Genomic DNA, 16,694 nt, shown 5'->3' with positions numbered 1-16,694 from the left:
TGCGACTAAATACTGCGACTGCGACTAATAACTAAGCTCAACAATCGATTTTACTTTATCTAAGGTAATCAGTTGTTTTTCTCCTAAACCTTTCCAGCCTCTTTTGTCAAAACGATTCACAATAAAGTCTGCGGTTTTGCTATAATCTTCAATGTATTGCGAAAGTTTAGTGTCCATTCCCATTGTATGGAAGAACTCAACTGTTTTATTGATTGCCTCTTTAGCCACTTCATCTTCAGAACCTTCAAGATTAAAGATTCTTCGGCCGTATTGCGCTAATTTTTGTTTTTTGGTATCAAACATCACATTGTATAAACTTGGGCCAATAATAGCTAAAGTTCTCGCGTGATCAATTCCGTACAAAGCCGTTAATTCGTGACCAATCATGTGCGTTGCCCAATCAGACGGAACACCTTTTTGAATCAATCCGTTTAGCGCCATTGTACAGCTCCACATAAAATTAGAAGCCAAAGCATAATCTGTTGGGTTTTCGACCACTTTTGGGCCAACTTCAATTAACGTTTGCAGAATTCCTTCGGCAATTCGGTCTTGCAAATAACCTTCATGCGGATACGTTAAGTATTGTTCCATAACGTGAGTATACGCATCTACAACACCATTTTGCAATTGTCTTTTAGGTAAAGATGCAATAACAGTTGGATCGCAAATAGAAAATTGAGGAAACATTGCACTTCCGCCAAAAGCCAGTTTTTCCTGAGTTTCTGTAATCGTAACCACAGCTCCCGAGTTCATCTCGCTTCCTGTTGCAGGCAAAGTCAAAACAGTACCAAAAGACATTGCATTTTCTTTAATCAACAAACGTTTTTGCAAAATATCAATTGGATTTCCGTCAAAGTTAACAGCTGCCGAAATAAATTTTACACCATCAATCACAGATCCGCCACCAACAGCCAGAATAAAATTAATTTTCTCCTTTTTAATCACTTCAACCGCTTTCATCAACGTTTCAAAATGCGGATTTGGCTCAATTCCGCCAAATTCTACAATATCAAAACCTTTTAAATTTTTGATTACCTGTTCGTGAATTCCGTTATTAAAAATACTTCCGCCACCATAAGCTAAAAGAATTTTAGCATCTTTAGGAACTAAAGTAGATAGTTTTTCAATTTGTCCTTTTCCGAAAATTAAATTCGTCGGATTATATAATTCGAAGTTTAGCATTTTTTTTATAGTTTCTGAGATGCTAAGTTGCTAAGGTTCTAAGTTTTTGATCCTGGCAACTTAATATCTTTTTATTAATATTTATTGACGTACTAAGTTTTTAAGTTTTCTTTAAAGATATTCCAATCTTAGTAACTTAGAACCTTAGCAACTTAGAACCTTATTTAGTCAATTTTTCCAATAATTTTGCCGCTACCAATTTAGACGAAGCCGGGTTTTGTCCTGTAATTAAAAGTCCGTCTTCAACAGAATAGGGTGCCCAATTTGGACCTTTTGAAAATTTCGCTCCATTTTGAGTCAAAGCATCTTCTAATAAAAACGGAACCACTTTAGTTAAACCAACCGCTTCCTCTTCTTCATTAGTAAAACCAGTTACTTTTTTACCTTTTACTAAAAATTCACCATTTACTTTCACGTTTTTCAAAACTGCCGGAGCATGACAAACAAAAGCTACCGGTTTTTTATGTGTATAGAAAGATTCGATTAAAGCAATTGAATTTTTATCTTCAACTAAATCCCAAAGCGGTCCGTGACCACCAGGATAGAAAACGGCATCGTAATCTTTTTGGTTAATGGTCGAAAGTTTGTGCGTGTGTTTTAATTTTTCCTGTAAAATTTTATCAGCGTCAAAACGTTTTGTGTCTTCGGTCGCAGATGCGGGATCAGCACTTTTTGGATCAATTGGTGGCTGACCTCCAAGCGGAGTCGCAATCGTAATTTCTACTCCCTGGTCTAATAATTCGTAATAAGGTGCAGCAAGTTCTTCTGACCAAAATCCTGTTTTCTCTCCCGTATTGCCCAGTTTATCGTTACTGGTCACAACAAATAATACTTTTTTCATACTTTTTTTATTTGTTTTTTGAGCTATAGCTGTTGAGCTAAAAGCTGTTAAGGTTATAATCGCGAGTAATGCTATTTTCTTCATAAGTTTAAATTTTTGTCAAATTTACTGCTTAAGTGATATTTGTAAAAATAAAATAAACTATGTTTGTTATAAATAAATTTATGTCATGGTAAATCTCGAATGGTACAGAACATTTAAAGCGGTTTATAAAAACGGAAATTTTTCTATCGCTGCAAAAGAGTTGTTTATGAGTCAGCCTGCAGTTAGCCAGCAAATCTCAATGCTGGAAGCTCATGTGGGGAATAAATTGTTTAACCGAAAGTCAAAAGGCGTAGAACCAACGGAATACGCTAAGTTACTGAATAATTTGATAATAGATGCGCTGGACAGACTCGAAAGTGTCGAAGCCGGTTTTCGTGCCAAAGCAGAAGATGCAAATCGATTAATTTCTGTTGGAATTTCAAAACATCTTTTTAATTGTGTAGGCGATCTTTTAATTGCTAAGTTCGATTTAATCGATTTTACCTTTGCAGAAAATGATGAACTTTTTGCTTTAGTCGATGCTAAAAAATTAGATTTTGCCATTACCACAAAAAGGTTCGATACGTTTGATACCACGTATGAAATTGTTGGAAAAATTAAGCTTATACTGGTAGCGCCAACAAGTTTAGACATAACCGAATTTCGCCAAAAATTAAAAGCAGACAATTATACCGAAATAGAACAATGGCTTAACAGTCAAAAATGGTACAGTCATGATGCCAGAATTCCACACATAAAATTGTTCTGGTTACATGCCTTTAATAAAAAAAGACCCTCGATGGTTCCTAATTACATTATTCCTTCAGAATCGGATATGTTGAGACTTTTATCTAAAAATGAAGGCGTGGCCGTAACCTGGAATTGTAATGCCAGAAATTATATTAAAGAAAACAAACTCCAGTTAGTATGGAATAGTTTTCACGTTCCGGAAGAGTTTGTGTATTTATTAGCCCCTAAAAACAGTAATTTGAATTCGTTTTTTGAAATTATTTCTAAAGAACTAAAGTTGTTTTTTGGTAACAGATTATGATTGAAATCATTGTGTTTTGTTTTTTAAAAGAATAATTTTGATATACAAACCACTAAAGATTTCTAAATATGAAAAAGATTGCAACAATTTTAATACTAACAGCGGTGTTCTTTGCATCCAATTCTTGCAGTAAGAGTGATGATGAAGCAATAGTAGATTGTTTTGGAGATTCGATCCTGACCGAATTAAAACATTCGGCAGATGGAACCAATTCTAAGATTATTAATTACTCTATACAGTACAGCGGAAGTAATGCTGTAACTTCTGTAAAATGGACTTTTGGCGACGGAACTCCGGCGCAAACCGTAAATAGTGCTACGGGAGCTATATCGCATACTTATGCAGCAGCAGGAACATTTGAGGTAAAAGCTGATGTTACGGTTTCTAAATCTGGAGGTAGCTGTACCGTTAGCCCAAAGAAAAGTATAACGGTGAATTAAAAAAACAAAATGAAAGTATATTGACGAGAGTCAATTTTATAATGTATTGCTACGGTAATACATTATAAAATTGGCTCTCATTCGTTATATTTGTTTGATATGATTTAGGATTATGGAAAATTTACAAAATATAAGAGTTGCCGTTGATGCCATTGTTTTTGGATATAAAAATAATGATTTGTACGCGTTATTGATTGAGCAGCAATTTGGTACTTCAGAAAAATATTGGGCTTTGCCAGGGGGTTTAGTTAAAAATGATGAATCGCTGAGCGATGCGGTGATACGCGAATTGCACGAAGAAACAAACGTGCAGCTTACTTTTATGGAGCAGCTGTACACTTTTGGCGATGATATATACAGAGATTCCAGAAACCGTGTTATTTCTGTGGCGTATTATGCTTTGGTCGATGCTTCGAATCTCGAAATTAAAGCCGATACCGATGCCGAGAAAGTGCAATGGTTTAAAATAGATGCAATTCCGTCTTTAGCATTCGACCACAATTTAATTCTTGAAACCGCTATAAAAAGATTAAAAGCAAAACTAACTTACGAGCCTATTGGTTTCGATTTGCTTCCGGATGAATTTCTGTTTTCGGATCTTGAAAATCTTTATTGTACTATTTTAGAAAAGGAAATAGACCGAAGAAATTTCAGGAAAAAAATCCTCAGTTATGGCTTTTTAGATCAAACAGAACATTTTTCTCCAATAAAAAGTGGTCGTCCGGCAAAACTTTTTAAGTTTAATAAATTGAAATACAATGAATTAATAGAAAAAGGCTTTCACTTCGAAATAAAATTTGCGTAATTTTTACACAAAATAAATTGTTTATTTAAAATTTAATTCTACATTTGCGTATAATTAACGCAAACTATAAAACTATGATACTTAACCTAGACCCAAAATTCACTCCTGTAACTACTCAGGAAGAAATCAAATTTCAAAGTTTTACATTTTCAGGAGGAGAACCTCACATTAAAATCAATCCTGATTTTGATCATAATGAAAAAGTAACCATCACACATCGATTAAATTCATTCAACGATTTAGGTTTATTGTGTATCACGGTAGATGCTTTACGCAGAATGGACGTGAAAATAATCGACCTGTTTATTCCGTATTTCCCGGCAGCGAGACAAGATCGTGTGATGATAAAAGGAGAATCTCTATCTGTAAAAGTATATGCGGATATTATAAACGGACTTCAATTAAATAAAGTTTTTGTTTTTGATGCACATTCTGAAGTTACTCCGGCATTGGTAAACAACTGCGAAGTCATCCCAAATCATACTTTTATTCAACAAGTTTTAAAAGTAATTGGAGACAACGTAAAATTAATTTCTCCCGATGGTGGTGCTTTGAAAAAAATATACAAAGTTTCTGAATTTTTAGGCGGAATTGATGTTGTAGAATGCAGCAAAAGCCGTGATGTAAAAACAGGAAAATTATCTGGTTTTAAAGTTTATGAAGACGATCTAAAGGGCATGGATTGTTTAATTGTGGATGATATTTGCGATGGAGGAGGAACTTTCGTAGGATTAGCCGAAGAGTTAAAAAAGAAAAATGCCGGAAAATTATACTTAGCCGTAAGTCACGGAATCTTCAACAAAGGCTTTGAAGTTTTAGATTGCTTTGACAAAATATTTACTACGAATTCTTTTAAAGATTTTGATGATAAAAGGGTTGAGGTTGTAAAATTAGAATTATGAATAAAAATTATAGAGTAGAAATAGCAAATAAAACCTTAGAAACCGCAAAAAATGGTTTTTATGAATATAAAGGAAAAGAGATTGTAGTCGAAAAAGAACTTAAAGAATCTATAGAAAATACGTTTACAATTGCACCAAAAGATTGGGAGGCAATTTTAAAAAATCCAATTGAAAATAAGTTTGAAACAGAAATTGTGACAAAAAACTGTTCGACAATTGAAGCAATCGTTCAGGAGAAAAACGGTAAAATTTGCGTGTTGAATTTTGCTTCTGCAAAAAATCCGGGCGGTGGATTTTTAGGAGGTGCTTCTGCTCAGGAAGAAAGTCTGGCCAGATCTTCAAACCTTTATGAAACACAAATCAAAGACAAAACGATGTACGACTTTAATAGAAAACAGTCTTCGTTTTTATATTCAGATTACATGATTTATAGTCCGAATGTTTTGTTTTGGAACGATGATGATGGGAATTATTTTGAGAAACCATTCTCTGCAGACATTATTACTGCACCAGCACCAAACAAAGGCGCGATGCTGCAACATAACAGGAAAGAAGAAATTGCTGCAACAGAAGAGGTTTTAAAAAACAGAATGGATAAAGTTTTAGCAATTGCCGCAAAGCAAAAAAACGATACCATTATTTTGGGAGCCTGGGGTTGTGGCGTTTTTAGAAATGAACCCAAAGATGTAGCGCATTTATTCAAAGAAATTATCACAGAAAAATACGCAGGAGCTTTTAAAAAAATAGTCTTTGCAATTTTTGACAATTCTGAAAAAAAATCAAATTTTAAGCATTTCGAAAATGCCTTTAATTAGTTTAAAAGTTTAAAGTTTCAGGTTCTGTACATCAACTTAAAAGCTGAAACAAAAAAATACTATTAACAATAAACCATAAAAACCATGAGTGATGATTTAAAACCAAGATTCATTGAGTCTTTGAAAAGAAACAATGATCAGATTAGAGAAGACAGAGCCAAAACAATTGGTGAGGATTCTGAGTTAATTTACAGACGCCGAGTTGAAGATATTGAACTAAAAATAAAAAGATTAGAAAGAGAACAAGAAGGACTTATCGATATTAGTCCGCTGGATAAAAACAGTTTGACTTTTGCTGATTTTCAACCCGAAGCATTTGTGCAAAGAGATATGGAATTGTCATTGACCATCAGGAATTTAAATATTCAGTTTGAAGTGACAAAAAAGAGATTCGAATATTTATTTGGTAAAACATTTTAGTTATGGGAGGTACAAGATATGATTTAGGCGCTCGTTCAAGCAGAGCAAAAGATGCAGGTTACGGATTTAAATCTGCAAGCGAAATATTCGTGCAAAACCAAATAGGATTAGCACATGAATCTATGAATCCAAACGGTGTTACGTTTAGAGAAGCCAGAGATTCTGAAGTTCATCCTAATACAGTTCCAATTATTTTAGGATTGGATGTTACAGGAAGTATGGGACATATTCCGCATGAATTGATCAAAGAAGGACTTCCGAAATTAATGGGCGGAATTATTCAGGGCGGCGTTCCGGATCCGGCACTTTTATTTTTAGGAATCGGAGATCACGAATGCGACAGATTTCCGCTTCAGGCAGGACAATTTGAGTCTGGCGATGAAGAATTGGATATGTGGTTAACCAGAACGTATATTGAAGGTGGAGGTGGAGGAAATGCAGGTGAAAGTTATCTTTTAGCCTGGTATTTTGCCGCTTTTCATACTAAAACCGATGCTTTCGAGAAAAGAGGTCAAAAAGGATTGTTGTTTACCGTGGGTGATGAACCTGGATTAAAAACACTTCCGGCTTCAGCTGTTAAAGAAATTATGGGTTCAGGACAACATACTTTTACGCATCGCGAATTATTGATAGAAGCTCAAAGATACTATGAAGTGTATCATATTAGCGTGAAATACTCAGATGCACCAAGTCAGGCAGATACAGAATGGAAAGAATTATTAGGGCAAAATTGTATATCAATACTTGATCACAAAGAAATCCCGAATATCATTACAAAAATTATTTGCGACAAACATAAAGATTCAGGATTGAGTTTAGGAACCACTCCGCTTGACGGATTAGATAATATACAAATGCTATAAAAGTTTTGGGACTCTGGGAGATTAAACATCAAACTTTTTTCTCAGCAAAAGTAAATTTGCTCGCAAAGTCACAGAGACGAAAAGATTTGAATAAAAAAGGTTAAGTTTTAAAGAGTTGATGATTTGAGATTACTTAAAGATGTCGTATTAATATGCTTAAAAAAAACTTTGCGACTTCGCGACTTTGCGCGATAACAATAACAACAAGATGAAAACAGCACAAATAGTTATAGGTTTAGGATTTGGTGATGAAGGAAAAGGAATTACAACAGATTTTCTGGCGAAGCAAAATCCTGAATCTATAGTTATTCGGTTTTCAGGAGGACAGCAAGCGGCACACACCGTAATGATTGGCGATAAAAAGCACGTTCATTCGAGTTTTGCCAGCGGAGCGCTTCGAGGTTTACCTTCTTATTATAGCGAACATTGCACGATTCATCCGGTTTTTTTATTTAATGAAAAAGTAGAACTAGAAGAAAAAGGCGGAAATACAACACTTCATATTCATCCTTTAGCCAAAATTACAACACCATTTGATGTTTGGCAAAACCGAAACAATGTTCGAAACTTAGATCACGGAACTTGTGGCAAAGGAGTTGGAGCCACAATGAAACGCAACGAAGGCCAGTACAAATTATTCGCGATAGATTTGATTGCGCCAAAGCAAATGTTGGTAGCCAAACTAGAAAAGATCGCTTATTATTATGGTTTTCTAAATGAAAGTGAAATCAACGAAGAAGTAAATCATTTTCTTGAAGTTGTTGATCAAATAAAATGGAATATCAGCGATTACAGCTTTTTAGAAAAGTATGAGAATCTTATTTTCGAAGGAAGCCAGGGAATTTTACTTGACATGGATCACGGTGTTTTCCCTAATGTAACGTATGCGAATACAACTTCAAAAAATGCGTACGAAATCTGTCAAAAATTACAAATCGAAAATATCGAAATGTATTATTTAACCAGAAGTTATGCAACCCGACACGGAAGTGGCTGGATGAGCAACGAAAGAGAATTACAATTAAAAAATAACGAAGAAGAAACCTGTGTTTACAACGACTTTCAGAAAGAATTGCGAACAGGCGATTTAGATTATGATCTTTTAAATTATAGTTTAAAGTTGGACGCAGCTTATAGCTTAAACGCAAAAAGAAATCTGGTCGTAACTTGTATGGATCAAATTGAAGTGGATTTTGAGTTTGAAAAACTAACAACGGAGTTTGCCAATATCTACGGATCATTTTCACCCGATTCTAAAGATTTTAAACCGTTAACTTCTTTGTTTTAATAAATAGAAAAAATGAAATACAATATAGAAAATATAGCCCCGGAAAGTAAGTTTTTATTTTTTTGGGGACACCAAACCAATAAAGACGGAAGTATCTCTAAAACCTGTTTCAGTCAATGGTGGTTAAGTTCTTTTGAAGTAGATAAAGTAACTTATAAAACTGCCGAACACTGGATGATGGCCAAAAAAGCCGAATTGTTTAAAGATGATGAAATCTTACCGAGAATCCTTCAGGCTAAATCTCCTGCGGAAGCCAAAAAATTAGGAAGAGAAGTAAAGAATTATAATGAAACCCTTTGGTTAGCTGCCAGATATGAAATTGTAACAGAAGGGAATTATCATAAATTCAGCCAGAATCCTGAGCTAAAAACTTTTTTACTAAATACAAACGACAGAGTTATTGTAGAAGCAAGTCCGGTCGATGCGATTTGGGGAATTGGTATGGCTGGTGATCACAAAGATGTTTTGAATCCGACCAAATGGAAAGGCTTGAATTTGTTAGGATTTGCTTTGATGGAAGTTAGGGATGATTTAAAATAATTTGAATGATGAAAATAGAAATCTTTAAGGCTGATATAACCGAAATTCAAGTTGATGCAATTGTAAACGCAGCGAATACGTCTTTGCTTGGAGGAGGAGGAGTTGATGGTGCAATTCATAGAAAAGGAGGAAAAGCTATTTTAGATGATTGTGTTAAAATTCGAAATAAGCAAGGCGGTTGTAAAGTTGGAGATGCCGTGATTACAACAGCTGGAAATTTACCAGCAAAATATGTAATTCATACCGTTGGTCCGGTTTGGAATGGAGATAAAGACGAAAAATCAAAACTACTTTCAGATTGTTATAAAAATAGTTTAGAATTAGCTATAAAAAATGAGATCAAAACAATCGCTTTTCCTGGTATTAGTACAGGAATTTATCGCTTTCCAAAAGATAAAGCAGCTAGAATTGCAATAAAATCGGTGAAAGATTTCTATAAAATTTCAGAAATAGAGAAAGTAATATTTGTCTGCTTTGATAAGGAGAGTTATGAAATTTATCAAAGCTTATTAGAAAGCTAGACGCTTTAAAAATTAAAACAATGAATGAAAATATAGCAAAAACAGTGAGTAAATTTCTAAGCTTAGTGCTTCGACATTCTCCAGAAAAAATAGGATTAAAACTAGACGAAAACGGCTGGGCAGATGTAGATGAATTAATTTTAAAATGTTCTAAAAAAGGACAGAAACTAGACGCAGTTCTCTTAGATTACGTCGTAGAAAACAACGATAAAAAACGTTTTGCGTATAACGAGGATAAAACTAAAATACGTGCAAGTCAGGGACATTCCATTTCGGTTGAATTGAATCTGGCAGAAACAGAACCTTTAGAATATTTGTATCACGGAACCGTTGGAAAATTTATGGATAACATTCAGAAAGAAGGTTTGAAAAAAATGAGCCGTCAGCACGTACATCTGTCAAAAGATAAAGAAACCGCGACAAAAGTAGGAAGCAGACGCGGCGTTCCTCAAATTTTAACCATTAGAAGCGGTGCTATGCACAGAGACGGATTTAAATTTTATTTGTCTGAAAACAATGTTTGGCTTACAGATGAGGTTCCGGCGAAATATATCGAGTTTAAATCATAAAGTTACAAGTATTTCCAATTAACAAACAAAAGACTGATTATGATACTAGAGGCAGCAATAGGCGATGCATACGGTGCAGGTTTTGAATTTCGTGATTTAAATTTTATTACTCAAAACAACAATTTGACTGAGTATCATAAACACGGACTATACACGGAAATTTATAAAAGATATACAGATGATACTCAAATGGCAATTGCCATTTCAGAATTGCTATTAGAAGATGATAACTGGAACGAGATTAAAGTCGCAGATAAATTTGTAGAAGTTTTTCACAGGGATAAAAGAAGAGGATATTCAGATCGTGTTTATAATGCTTTAGATGCCAGTAAAAACGGATCTGATTTTATTAAAATAATTGATAACGGAAGTAACGGAAACGGTTCTGCAATGCGAGCGTATTCTATTGGTTATCTAAAAAACATAGAGCAATTGATGGAGTTTTGCGAAATTCAGGCAAAGACTTCTCATCATACAATCGAAGGGATTAGTTGTGCGAAACGTATCGCTTTGGCGGTTCATTATTTTAAATACAATTTAGGAGATGGATCGACTTTGATTGCATTTTTGAATGAAACGCTGAAGGAAAATGAAACTTACAAGATTACTTCGCCAATTGATATGCACGGATATCCAACCACACAATCTGTTATTAAAATAGTTTCTGAAGCCACTTCTATGAGCGAGTGCCTAAAAACGAGTATAGGTTATGGTGGAGATACAGATACTGTTGCAGCTTTGTGTATGGCGATTTTAAGTCATAAGGAAAATTGTGATAAAACGTTGCCTTTATTTTTGTATGAAGGTTTAGAGAATGATAAATTCGGGAAAGATTTTCTGATACAATTAGATACAGCTCTGGATAATAAGTTTAATTAATTCAAATGTATAATTATGCTAAACATTATTAATGATACACTGGAAATTTATACGATCGACAATTTTCTTACTGTTGATGAATGTAATGAATTAATAGAGAAAAGTGAACAAATTGGCTTCGAAGAAGCTGGAGTAAATATTGACGGAGCACAGAAAATGATGAAAATGGTGCGTAATAATGAACGTATCATGTATCAAGATGATGACTATGCATCTTTCTTTTGGCAAAAATTGCAGCCTCATGTTAAGTCTGAAGTCGGAAACAGTTTTGCCATTGGATTAAATGAAATGTTCAGATTTTACAAGTATAATCCGGGTCAACGTTTTAAAATGCACCGTGACGGAAGTTATAAACGCAGTGAATCTGAATATAGTTATTACACATTCCTCATTTATTTGAATGATAGTTATGAAGGTGGAGAAACAAAATTTGCTTCGGGTGAAATTATTATGCCCAAAACCGGAACAGCGCTTATTTTTGAACATAGCCAACGTCATGAAGGAGCAGCTTTGATTTCAGGAATAAAGTATGTTTTAAGAAGTGATATTATATACAAACTAAAAGGTGAAATTTAATTGATGAAAAGAACGTTAGTTTTTGGAGACATTCACGGCGGATTAAAAGCATTAATTCAGTTGTTGGAAAGAATCGATTATTCAGAAAATGACAGATTTGTTTTTCTTGGAGATTATGTCGACGGTTGGAGTGAATCAAAACAATTAATCGATTTTCTCATTGATTTATCCCAAAAACAGGAATGTATTTTTATAAAAGGAAATCATGATGTATGGTGTCAGGAATGGCTGGAAAATGATGTTATAAACGATATTTGGTTTTTACACGGAGGAAAATCGACAATAGAAAGTTATGCTGATATTGAATTTTCGGAAAAAGAAAAACATTGTCATTTTTTCAATGATATGAAAGATTACTATGTAGACGAAAATAACAATTTGTTTATTCATGCCGGTTTTTCCTCGATGCACGGTCCGGAGAAAGAACATTATAAAACGAATTATTCCTGGGACAGAACTTTATGGGAAATGGCTCTAACGATGGATAAAAGAATCCGGAAAGATTCGCTTTCGTACCCAAAAAGATTATTGCTTTTTAATGAAATTTACATTGGCCATACACCAACGCTTCATTATAATGTTGAAATTCCAATGCAGGGCTGTAATGTTTGGGATATTGATACCGGAGCAGGTTTTTACGGTAAGTTAACTTGTATTGATGTCGAAACAAAAGCATTTTGGCAAAGTGATGTGGTGCAATCTTTTTATCCGGAAGAAAAAGGAAGAAATAAATAAGCCAAGATATATTTTAGATAAGTAAATTAGCCTGCCGAAACTTTTTAAGAGTTTCGATAAAATAGATGGAGTTAGGAAATTTAAAACTGACTTCAGAATTCTGATACGATTTATAAAAGTTTAAAAATAATTTAAAAAAATATGAACCCACTACTATTAACCGACGGTTACAAAGTTGACCACAGAAGACAATACCCTGACAAGACAACATTAGTATATTCTAACTGGACACCAAGAAAATCAAGAATCGAAGGTCTTGATGAAGTAGTCTTTTTTGGATTACAATACTTTATCAAGAAATATATTATTCATGATTTTGATGCCTATTTTTTCAAACAGCCAAAAGAAGAAGTGGTAAAAAAATACGCTCGTCGAATCAATAATTATTTAGGCGAAAACCAAGTTGGTACAAAGCATATCGAAGATCTGCACGATTTAGGATATATCCCAATGGTTTTTAAAGCATTACCAGAAGGAGCAAGCGTGCCGTTGAGAGTACCAATGTTTACCATGTACAATACCATTCCGGAGTTTTTCTGGTTAACGAATTATTTCGAAACCTTACTTTCTGCTGTGGTTTGGTTGCCTTGTAACTCGGCTACAATCGCCAAAGAATACAGAAAAGTATTAGACAAATACGCTGATGAAACTTCATCTGTTCCTGAGTTTGTAGATTGGCAGGCGCATGATTTCTCTATGAGAGGAATGGGCGGAATCGAAGCAGCGATAACTTCTGCGGCAGGACATTTATTAAGTTTTACAGGTTCTGATACAATTCCGGTTATTGACTTTTTCGAAGAATATTATAATGCCAATTCTGATACTGAATTAATCGCAGGTTCAGTTGCTGCAACAGAGCATTCTGTAATGTGCATGGGAACTACTGAAGGCGAATGTGAAACGTTTAAAAGATTAGTGACAGAAGTTTATCCAAAAGGAATTGTCTCAATCGTTTCTGATACTTGGGATTTATGGAAAGTTCTAACCGATTATTTACCACGTTTAAAAGAAGATATTGTTGCCAGAGAAGGTAAAGTTGTGATTCGTCCTGATAGTGGTGATCCGGTGGATATTATCTGCGGAAATCCAAACGGAAAAACAGAACAGGAAAAGAAAGGTGTAATTGAGCTGCTTTGGGATGTTTTTGGAGGTACAACTAATGCAAAAGGATATAAAGAGCTTATACCTCAAATTGGGGCTATTTACGGCGATAGTATTACTGTGGCAAGAGCGACTCAAATTTGCGAAAGATTAAAAGAAAAAGGATTTGCTTCTACAAACGTTGTTTTAGGAATTGGTTCTTTTACGTATCAATACAATACCAGAGATACTTTTGGTTTTGCCATGAAAGCGACCTACGGAGAAGTGGATGGCGAAGGAAGAGCTATTTTTAAAGATCCGATTACAGATGACGGAACTAAAAAATCGGCCAAAGGATTGATGAAAATCGATTTAATCGACGGTGTATATCATTTAACTGATAATGTTTCTTGGGAAGAAGAAAAACAAGGTGAATTGAAAGAAGTTTTCAGAGACGGAAAACTTTTAGTAGATCAGTCTTTAAGTGATATTAGATCACGAGTTAAGAGTGATATTAATGTTGAAGCATAAAACAAGAAGCCTGAATGTAAATTCAGGCTTTTTTGCGTAATCATATTCCGTAGGAATATCTCGTTGGTAGAAAGATATGTTGTTTTTCGATGTGTCCCGTAGGGACACCTGTTTTATTGAAATAACAAATTGCCCATTATCAAACGTTCCGATGGAACGTATAATTCGTAATTCAAATTTAATTCTACCAAGCAGACATTCCTAACGGAATGATTTTTTGAAAACAAATAGCCTCCAGTTTTTGCTGGAGGCTATTTGTTTTATTTCTTATAAAAATTATTATGATCGATATACTCCCAAACTTTTGGAGGTAATAAAGGCTGAATATTTTTTCCTTCCTTAATGCTTTTTCGAATAAATGTTGCGGAAATCTCTACAACCGGAGCATCAATAATATGAATATTAGGATGCGATTTCAAAGCATTAGGCTGTTCTTCTTCGAGAAGATTAACTGTTGTTTTGTCTTCGAGTCTTGGATAAACATAAATTTCATAATGTTCTAAAAGTACCTCGTAGTTTTTCCATTTATGAAGCGTCTTCAGGTTGTCTTCGCCCATAATTAATGAAAAGTCATGAGTTGGATACTTTTCATGCAAATGAACCAAAGTATTTACCGTATAATTAGGCTGAGGTAATTTGAATTCAATATCAGATGGCTTAATTTTTGGATAATCTTTTGTTGCCAAATGCACCATTTCCAATCGTTGATGATCGTCTAATAAGGTAGATTTTTTCTTTAACGGATTATGAGGCGTTACCACCATCCAAATCTGATCTAAATCGGCAAACTCTGCCATATGATTGGCAATAATTAAGTGGCCAACATGAATGGGATTATAAGTTCCGAAATAAAGGCCTATCTTCATAAAAGAGGTTTTTTCATAATTCAAATCGTAATTAATACATTCAAATTAATCTGTGGTATTAAATAACTTAGTAACGATTCTTTTTTGAAATCAAATAATCAATAGAGAATTTACCACTTCCGGTCACCAAAAGAAGTACATAAAACAGTAAATATAAAATTCCCATTTCTTTTACATCCATTGGGTCAGCACCATGAATAACAAATACCGCAACCAGCATTGTAATTATTAACGGCAATGTAGCCAATCTTGTGGCTAAACCAATAAAAAGAAAGAACGAACATAAAACTTCTGCAAAAACAGCAAGAGTCAAAGACGCTGTTTTTCCTACTCCAAGCGGGTCAGGAAATTGAATGTCACCTCCGGCAATAAGCATATTCAGTTTAGATAATCCGTGAGAAATCATCAATGTTGCGATAGATATTCTAATCACAAGAATAATGATACTCAGATAATTTTCGTTTCTTTTTATTTCAAATAAATTAATCATAATACAGATATTAATAGCGGTTACATCAAAACTAACGGCTGTTTTTCTAAAAAAGTATTGATTTTATGAAGTTTCTAGTCTTTATTTACAAAAGCTTTTACCAATTGATATGCTTCTTCTTTGGCAGTATCAAGGTCGTAATTTTTGATGATCGTATCAAACTGAGGCGCAGTTGCCAATTCTACAGAAGCTTTTGCAATTCGCATATTGATCTTGTCGTCACTCTCTGTAGAACGCTCTTTTAGTCTGCGTTTCAATTCATCTACGCTTGGAGGTTTTACAAAGACAGCCAAAGTCTGCTCCGGGAATTTATGTTTAATACGCAATCCACCGGCAACATCAATATCAAAAATCACATTTTTACCTAGAGCCCAAATGCGCTCAATTTCGGCTTTTAAAGTACCGTAAAAATTATCGCGATACACTTCTTCCCATTCCAGGAAATCTTCGGCTTTAATGTGTTTTTTAAATTCTTCCAACGAAATAAAATAATAATCTTTTCCGTGTTCTTCTTCTCCGCGTGGGTCGCGTGAAGCCGCCGAGATCGAAAATTCTAAATTTAAATCTTCTTTCCCTAGTAAATGTTTTACTATAGTTGTTTTTCCTGATCCCGAAGGTGCTGAGAAAACAATTAATTTTCCTTTGTTCATTCTTTATTTATATGTGATCAGTCATTGAAAAAGTTAAACTCTTTCTTTAAGATTGATAATATTTCATTATAAGAGATTAATTCATCAACTGTTGGATAACGTTTTAAATAAGCCTCAGGATTGTCAAAAGAAAAACTATTTTTCAGTTTTCCGTTTTTAACATAAATTTGATAGCCTACACCATCGATAACAAGAAACTTCTTTTTTACTATAATTTGTTCTCCTTTTTCTATATCAATAAAAGGCTTTTCAAATTTGTATTGTATACTTGTCATACTTGGTAAAAACTCCACATTGGCTAATAATAAATTGAGCCAAATTAGGTTTGCATCTTTTGGTTTTAATTTTCCAATATTCTCTTTAGGAAAACGGATTTCATCAATCTTGGTAACTTGTTTTAATGTTTTCGAATAAGAATAAATAGTTACAATCCAGTCATCTTTTTCTTTTTTATACATTCTCAGAGCAGTAATCCTGTCTGCAATAGAATAATCTTTATAAATACGAATTTCTTTTTCAAACTTTAATGTATCTGATATTTCTAAAACCTTATTGATTTCTGAAATATCTTGAGCTTTAACATGAAAGCTAAACAAAAGAATGATAAGAAAAAGAAAAACTTTCAT

The 16,694-nt window shown here is 34.0% G+C and carries 21 protein-coding genes; 15 read left to right on the top strand and 6 right to left on the bottom strand.

Features of this window, described 5'->3' with window-relative positions:
* Positions 1-24 precede the first annotated feature (24 nt).
* Positions 25-1,182 carry an iron-containing alcohol dehydrogenase gene (locus tag L0669_RS03860; RefSeq protein ID WP_263761446.1) on the bottom strand — a complete coding sequence of 386 codons (1,158 nt, stop codon included), beginning with the start codon at positions 1,180-1,182 and terminating at the stop codon, positions 25-27.
* A 160-nt stretch (positions 1,183-1,342) separates the two neighbouring features.
* The gene (locus L0669_RS03855) at positions 1,343-2,107 is read right to left on the bottom strand and encodes a type 1 glutamine amidotransferase domain-containing protein (RefSeq protein WP_263761445.1); all 765 of its coding nucleotides are present in this window, start codon (positions 2,105-2,107) and stop codon (positions 1,343-1,345) included.
* Between the two features lie 85 nt (positions 2,108-2,192).
* Between L0669_RS03855 and L0669_RS03850 the strand changes: the two genes are divergently transcribed.
* From L0669_RS03850 to L0669_RS03780, 15 genes are all read left to right on the top strand, one after another.
* Entirely contained in the window at positions 2,193-3,098 is a 906-nt protein-coding gene (locus L0669_RS03850; RefSeq protein WP_263761443.1) for a LysR family transcriptional regulator, read from the top strand.
* Positions 3,099-3,166: 68 nt separating this feature from the next.
* Positions 3,167-3,538, top strand: coding sequence for a PKD domain-containing protein (locus L0669_RS03845; protein WP_263761442.1), 372 nt, complete (start codon positions 3,167-3,169; stop codon positions 3,536-3,538).
* 112 nt (positions 3,539-3,650) lie between these two features.
* Entirely contained in the window at positions 3,651-4,343 is a 693-nt protein-coding gene (locus L0669_RS03840) for an NUDIX hydrolase (RefSeq protein ID WP_173970537.1), read from the top strand.
* Between the two features lie 74 nt (positions 4,344-4,417).
* On the top strand, positions 4,418-5,245 hold the full coding sequence (prs, locus tag L0669_RS03835; RefSeq protein WP_263761441.1) for a ribose-phosphate diphosphokinase: 828 nt from the start codon (positions 4,418-4,420) through the stop codon (positions 5,243-5,245).
* Positions 5,242-6,060, top strand: a complete 819-nt coding sequence (locus L0669_RS03830; RefSeq protein ID WP_263761439.1) for a TIGR02452 family protein — start codon at positions 5,242-5,244, stop codon at positions 6,058-6,060. Before prs ends, L0669_RS03830 begins: the two co-directional genes overlap by 4 nt.
* 84 nt (positions 6,061-6,144) lie before the next feature.
* On the top strand, positions 6,145-6,480 hold the full coding sequence (locus L0669_RS03825; RefSeq protein WP_194617295.1) for a hypothetical protein: 336 nt from the start codon (positions 6,145-6,147) through the stop codon (positions 6,478-6,480).
* Between the two features lie 2 nt (positions 6,481-6,482).
* A complete protein-coding gene (locus L0669_RS03820) occupies positions 6,483-7,343 on the top strand; it encodes an NUDIX hydrolase (protein WP_263761437.1) in 861 nt (286 codons plus the stop codon).
* A 208-nt stretch (positions 7,344-7,551) separates the two neighbouring features.
* Positions 7,552-8,631 (top strand): adenylosuccinate synthetase, encoded by a 1,080-nt coding sequence (locus L0669_RS03815; RefSeq protein WP_263761435.1) that lies wholly within the window; start codon positions 7,552-7,554, stop codon positions 8,629-8,631.
* A gap of 12 nt (positions 8,632-8,643) precedes the next feature.
* Positions 8,644-9,171 (top strand): NADAR family protein, encoded by a 528-nt coding sequence (locus tag L0669_RS03810; RefSeq protein WP_263761433.1) that lies wholly within the window; start codon positions 8,644-8,646, stop codon positions 9,169-9,171.
* Between the two features lie 5 nt (positions 9,172-9,176).
* The gene (locus tag L0669_RS03805; protein WP_482168792.1) at positions 9,177-9,692 is read left to right on the top strand and encodes an O-acetyl-ADP-ribose deacetylase; all 516 of its coding nucleotides are present in this window, start codon (positions 9,177-9,179) and stop codon (positions 9,690-9,692) included.
* A 20-nt stretch (positions 9,693-9,712) separates the two neighbouring features.
* On the top strand, positions 9,713-10,261 hold the full coding sequence (locus tag L0669_RS03800) for an RNA 2'-phosphotransferase (protein WP_263761431.1): 549 nt from the start codon (positions 9,713-9,715) through the stop codon (positions 10,259-10,261).
* 39 nt (positions 10,262-10,300) lie between these two features.
* Positions 10,301-11,140: an ADP-ribosylglycohydrolase family protein gene (locus L0669_RS03795; RefSeq protein WP_263761430.1), complete on the top strand. Its 840-nt coding sequence runs from the start codon at positions 10,301-10,303 to the stop codon at positions 11,138-11,140.
* 15 nt (positions 11,141-11,155) lie between these two features.
* Complete coding sequence (locus L0669_RS03790) at positions 11,156-11,716, top strand: 2OG-Fe(II) oxygenase (protein WP_263761428.1); 561 nt, start codon at positions 11,156-11,158, stop codon at positions 11,714-11,716.
* 3 nt (positions 11,717-11,719) lie between these two features.
* Positions 11,720-12,451 (top strand): metallophosphoesterase family protein, encoded by a 732-nt coding sequence (locus L0669_RS03785; protein ID WP_263761426.1) that lies wholly within the window; start codon positions 11,720-11,722, stop codon positions 12,449-12,451.
* Positions 12,452-12,592: 141 nt separating this feature from the next.
* Positions 12,593-14,062 carry a nicotinate phosphoribosyltransferase gene (locus tag L0669_RS03780; RefSeq protein WP_263761424.1) on the top strand — a complete coding sequence of 490 codons (1,470 nt, stop codon included), beginning with the start codon at positions 12,593-12,595 and terminating at the stop codon, positions 14,060-14,062.
* 260 nt (positions 14,063-14,322) lie between these two features.
* Here L0669_RS03780 and nadD read toward each other — a convergent pair whose 3' ends face one another.
* From nadD to L0669_RS03760, 4 genes are all read right to left on the bottom strand, one after another.
* On the bottom strand, positions 14,323-14,928 hold the full coding sequence (gene nadD, locus L0669_RS03775) for a nicotinate (nicotinamide) nucleotide adenylyltransferase (RefSeq protein WP_173970525.1): 606 nt from the start codon (positions 14,926-14,928) through the stop codon (positions 14,323-14,325).
* A gap of 67 nt (positions 14,929-14,995) precedes the next feature.
* Positions 14,996-15,418, bottom strand: a complete 423-nt coding sequence (locus tag L0669_RS03770; protein ID WP_173970524.1) for a DoxX family protein — start codon at positions 15,416-15,418, stop codon at positions 14,996-14,998.
* Positions 15,419-15,492: 74 nt separating this feature from the next.
* Positions 15,493-16,068 (bottom strand): guanylate kinase, encoded by a 576-nt coding sequence (gene gmk, locus L0669_RS03765; RefSeq protein WP_173970523.1) that lies wholly within the window; start codon positions 16,066-16,068, stop codon positions 15,493-15,495.
* A 17-nt stretch (positions 16,069-16,085) separates the two neighbouring features.
* Entirely contained in the window at positions 16,086-16,694 is a 609-nt protein-coding gene (locus tag L0669_RS03760; protein WP_263761423.1) for a hypothetical protein, read from the bottom strand.

This window comes from Flavobacterium bizetiae, assembly GCF_024271895.1.
GTDB lineage: Bacteria > Bacteroidota > Bacteroidia > Flavobacteriales > Flavobacteriaceae > Flavobacterium > Flavobacterium bizetiae.
The sequence above is the reverse complement of the archived record's forward strand: the minus strand, read 5'-3'. Positions and strand labels throughout refer to the sequence as shown.

Bases quoted from the DNA above. Each gene is read 5' to 3' on its own strand.
- L0669_RS03780 (WP_263761424.1), top strand. From the start codon at position 12,593: ATGAACCCACTACTATTAACCGACGGTTACAAAGTTGACCACAGAAGA.
- L0669_RS03815 (WP_263761435.1), top strand. From the start codon at position 7,552: ATGAAAACAGCACAAATAGTTATAGGTTTAGGATTTGGTGATGAAGGA.
- L0669_RS03850 (WP_263761443.1), top strand. From the start codon at position 2,193: ATGGTAAATCTCGAATGGTACAGAACATTTAAAGCGGTTTATAAAAAC.
- L0669_RS03760 (WP_263761423.1), bottom strand. From the start codon at position 16,694: ATGAAAGTTTTTCTTTTTCTTATCATTCTTTTGTTTAGCTTTCATGTT.
- prs (WP_263761441.1), top strand. From the start codon at position 4,418: ATGATACTTAACCTAGACCCAAAATTCACTCCTGTAACTACTCAGGAA.
- nadD (WP_173970525.1), bottom strand. From the start codon at position 14,928: ATGAAGATAGGCCTTTATTTCGGAACTTATAATCCCATTCATGTTGGC.
- L0669_RS03800 (WP_263761431.1), top strand. From the start codon at position 9,713: ATGAATGAAAATATAGCAAAAACAGTGAGTAAATTTCTAAGCTTAGTG.
- L0669_RS03855 (WP_263761445.1), bottom strand. From the start codon at position 2,107: ATGAAGAAAATAGCATTACTCGCGATTATAACCTTAACAGCTTTTAGC.
- L0669_RS03805 (WP_482168792.1), top strand. From the start codon at position 9,177: ATGATGAAAATAGAAATCTTTAAGGCTGATATAACCGAAATTCAAGTT.
- L0669_RS03810 (WP_263761433.1), top strand. From the start codon at position 8,644: ATGAAATACAATATAGAAAATATAGCCCCGGAAAGTAAGTTTTTATTT.
- L0669_RS03860 (WP_263761446.1), bottom strand. From the start codon at position 1,182: ATGCTAAACTTCGAATTATATAATCCGACGAATTTAATTTTCGGAAAA.
- gmk (WP_173970523.1), bottom strand. From the start codon at position 16,068: ATGAACAAAGGAAAATTAATTGTTTTCTCAGCACCTTCGGGATCAGGA.
- L0669_RS03825 (WP_194617295.1), top strand. From the start codon at position 6,145: ATGAGTGATGATTTAAAACCAAGATTCATTGAGTCTTTGAAAAGAAAC.
- L0669_RS03830 (WP_263761439.1), top strand. From the start codon at position 5,242: ATGAATAAAAATTATAGAGTAGAAATAGCAAATAAAACCTTAGAAACC.
- L0669_RS03795 (WP_263761430.1), top strand. From the start codon at position 10,301: ATGATACTAGAGGCAGCAATAGGCGATGCATACGGTGCAGGTTTTGAA.
- L0669_RS03840 (WP_173970537.1), top strand. From the start codon at position 3,651: ATGGAAAATTTACAAAATATAAGAGTTGCCGTTGATGCCATTGTTTTT.
- L0669_RS03770 (WP_173970524.1), bottom strand. From the start codon at position 15,418: ATGATTAATTTATTTGAAATAAAAAGAAACGAAAATTATCTGAGTATC.
- L0669_RS03790 (WP_263761428.1), top strand. From the start codon at position 11,156: ATGCTAAACATTATTAATGATACACTGGAAATTTATACGATCGACAAT.
- L0669_RS03820 (WP_263761437.1), top strand. From the start codon at position 6,483: ATGGGAGGTACAAGATATGATTTAGGCGCTCGTTCAAGCAGAGCAAAA.
- L0669_RS03845 (WP_263761442.1), top strand. From the start codon at position 3,167: ATGAAAAAGATTGCAACAATTTTAATACTAACAGCGGTGTTCTTTGCA.
- L0669_RS03785 (WP_263761426.1), top strand. From the start codon at position 11,720: ATGAAAAGAACGTTAGTTTTTGGAGACATTCACGGCGGATTAAAAGCA.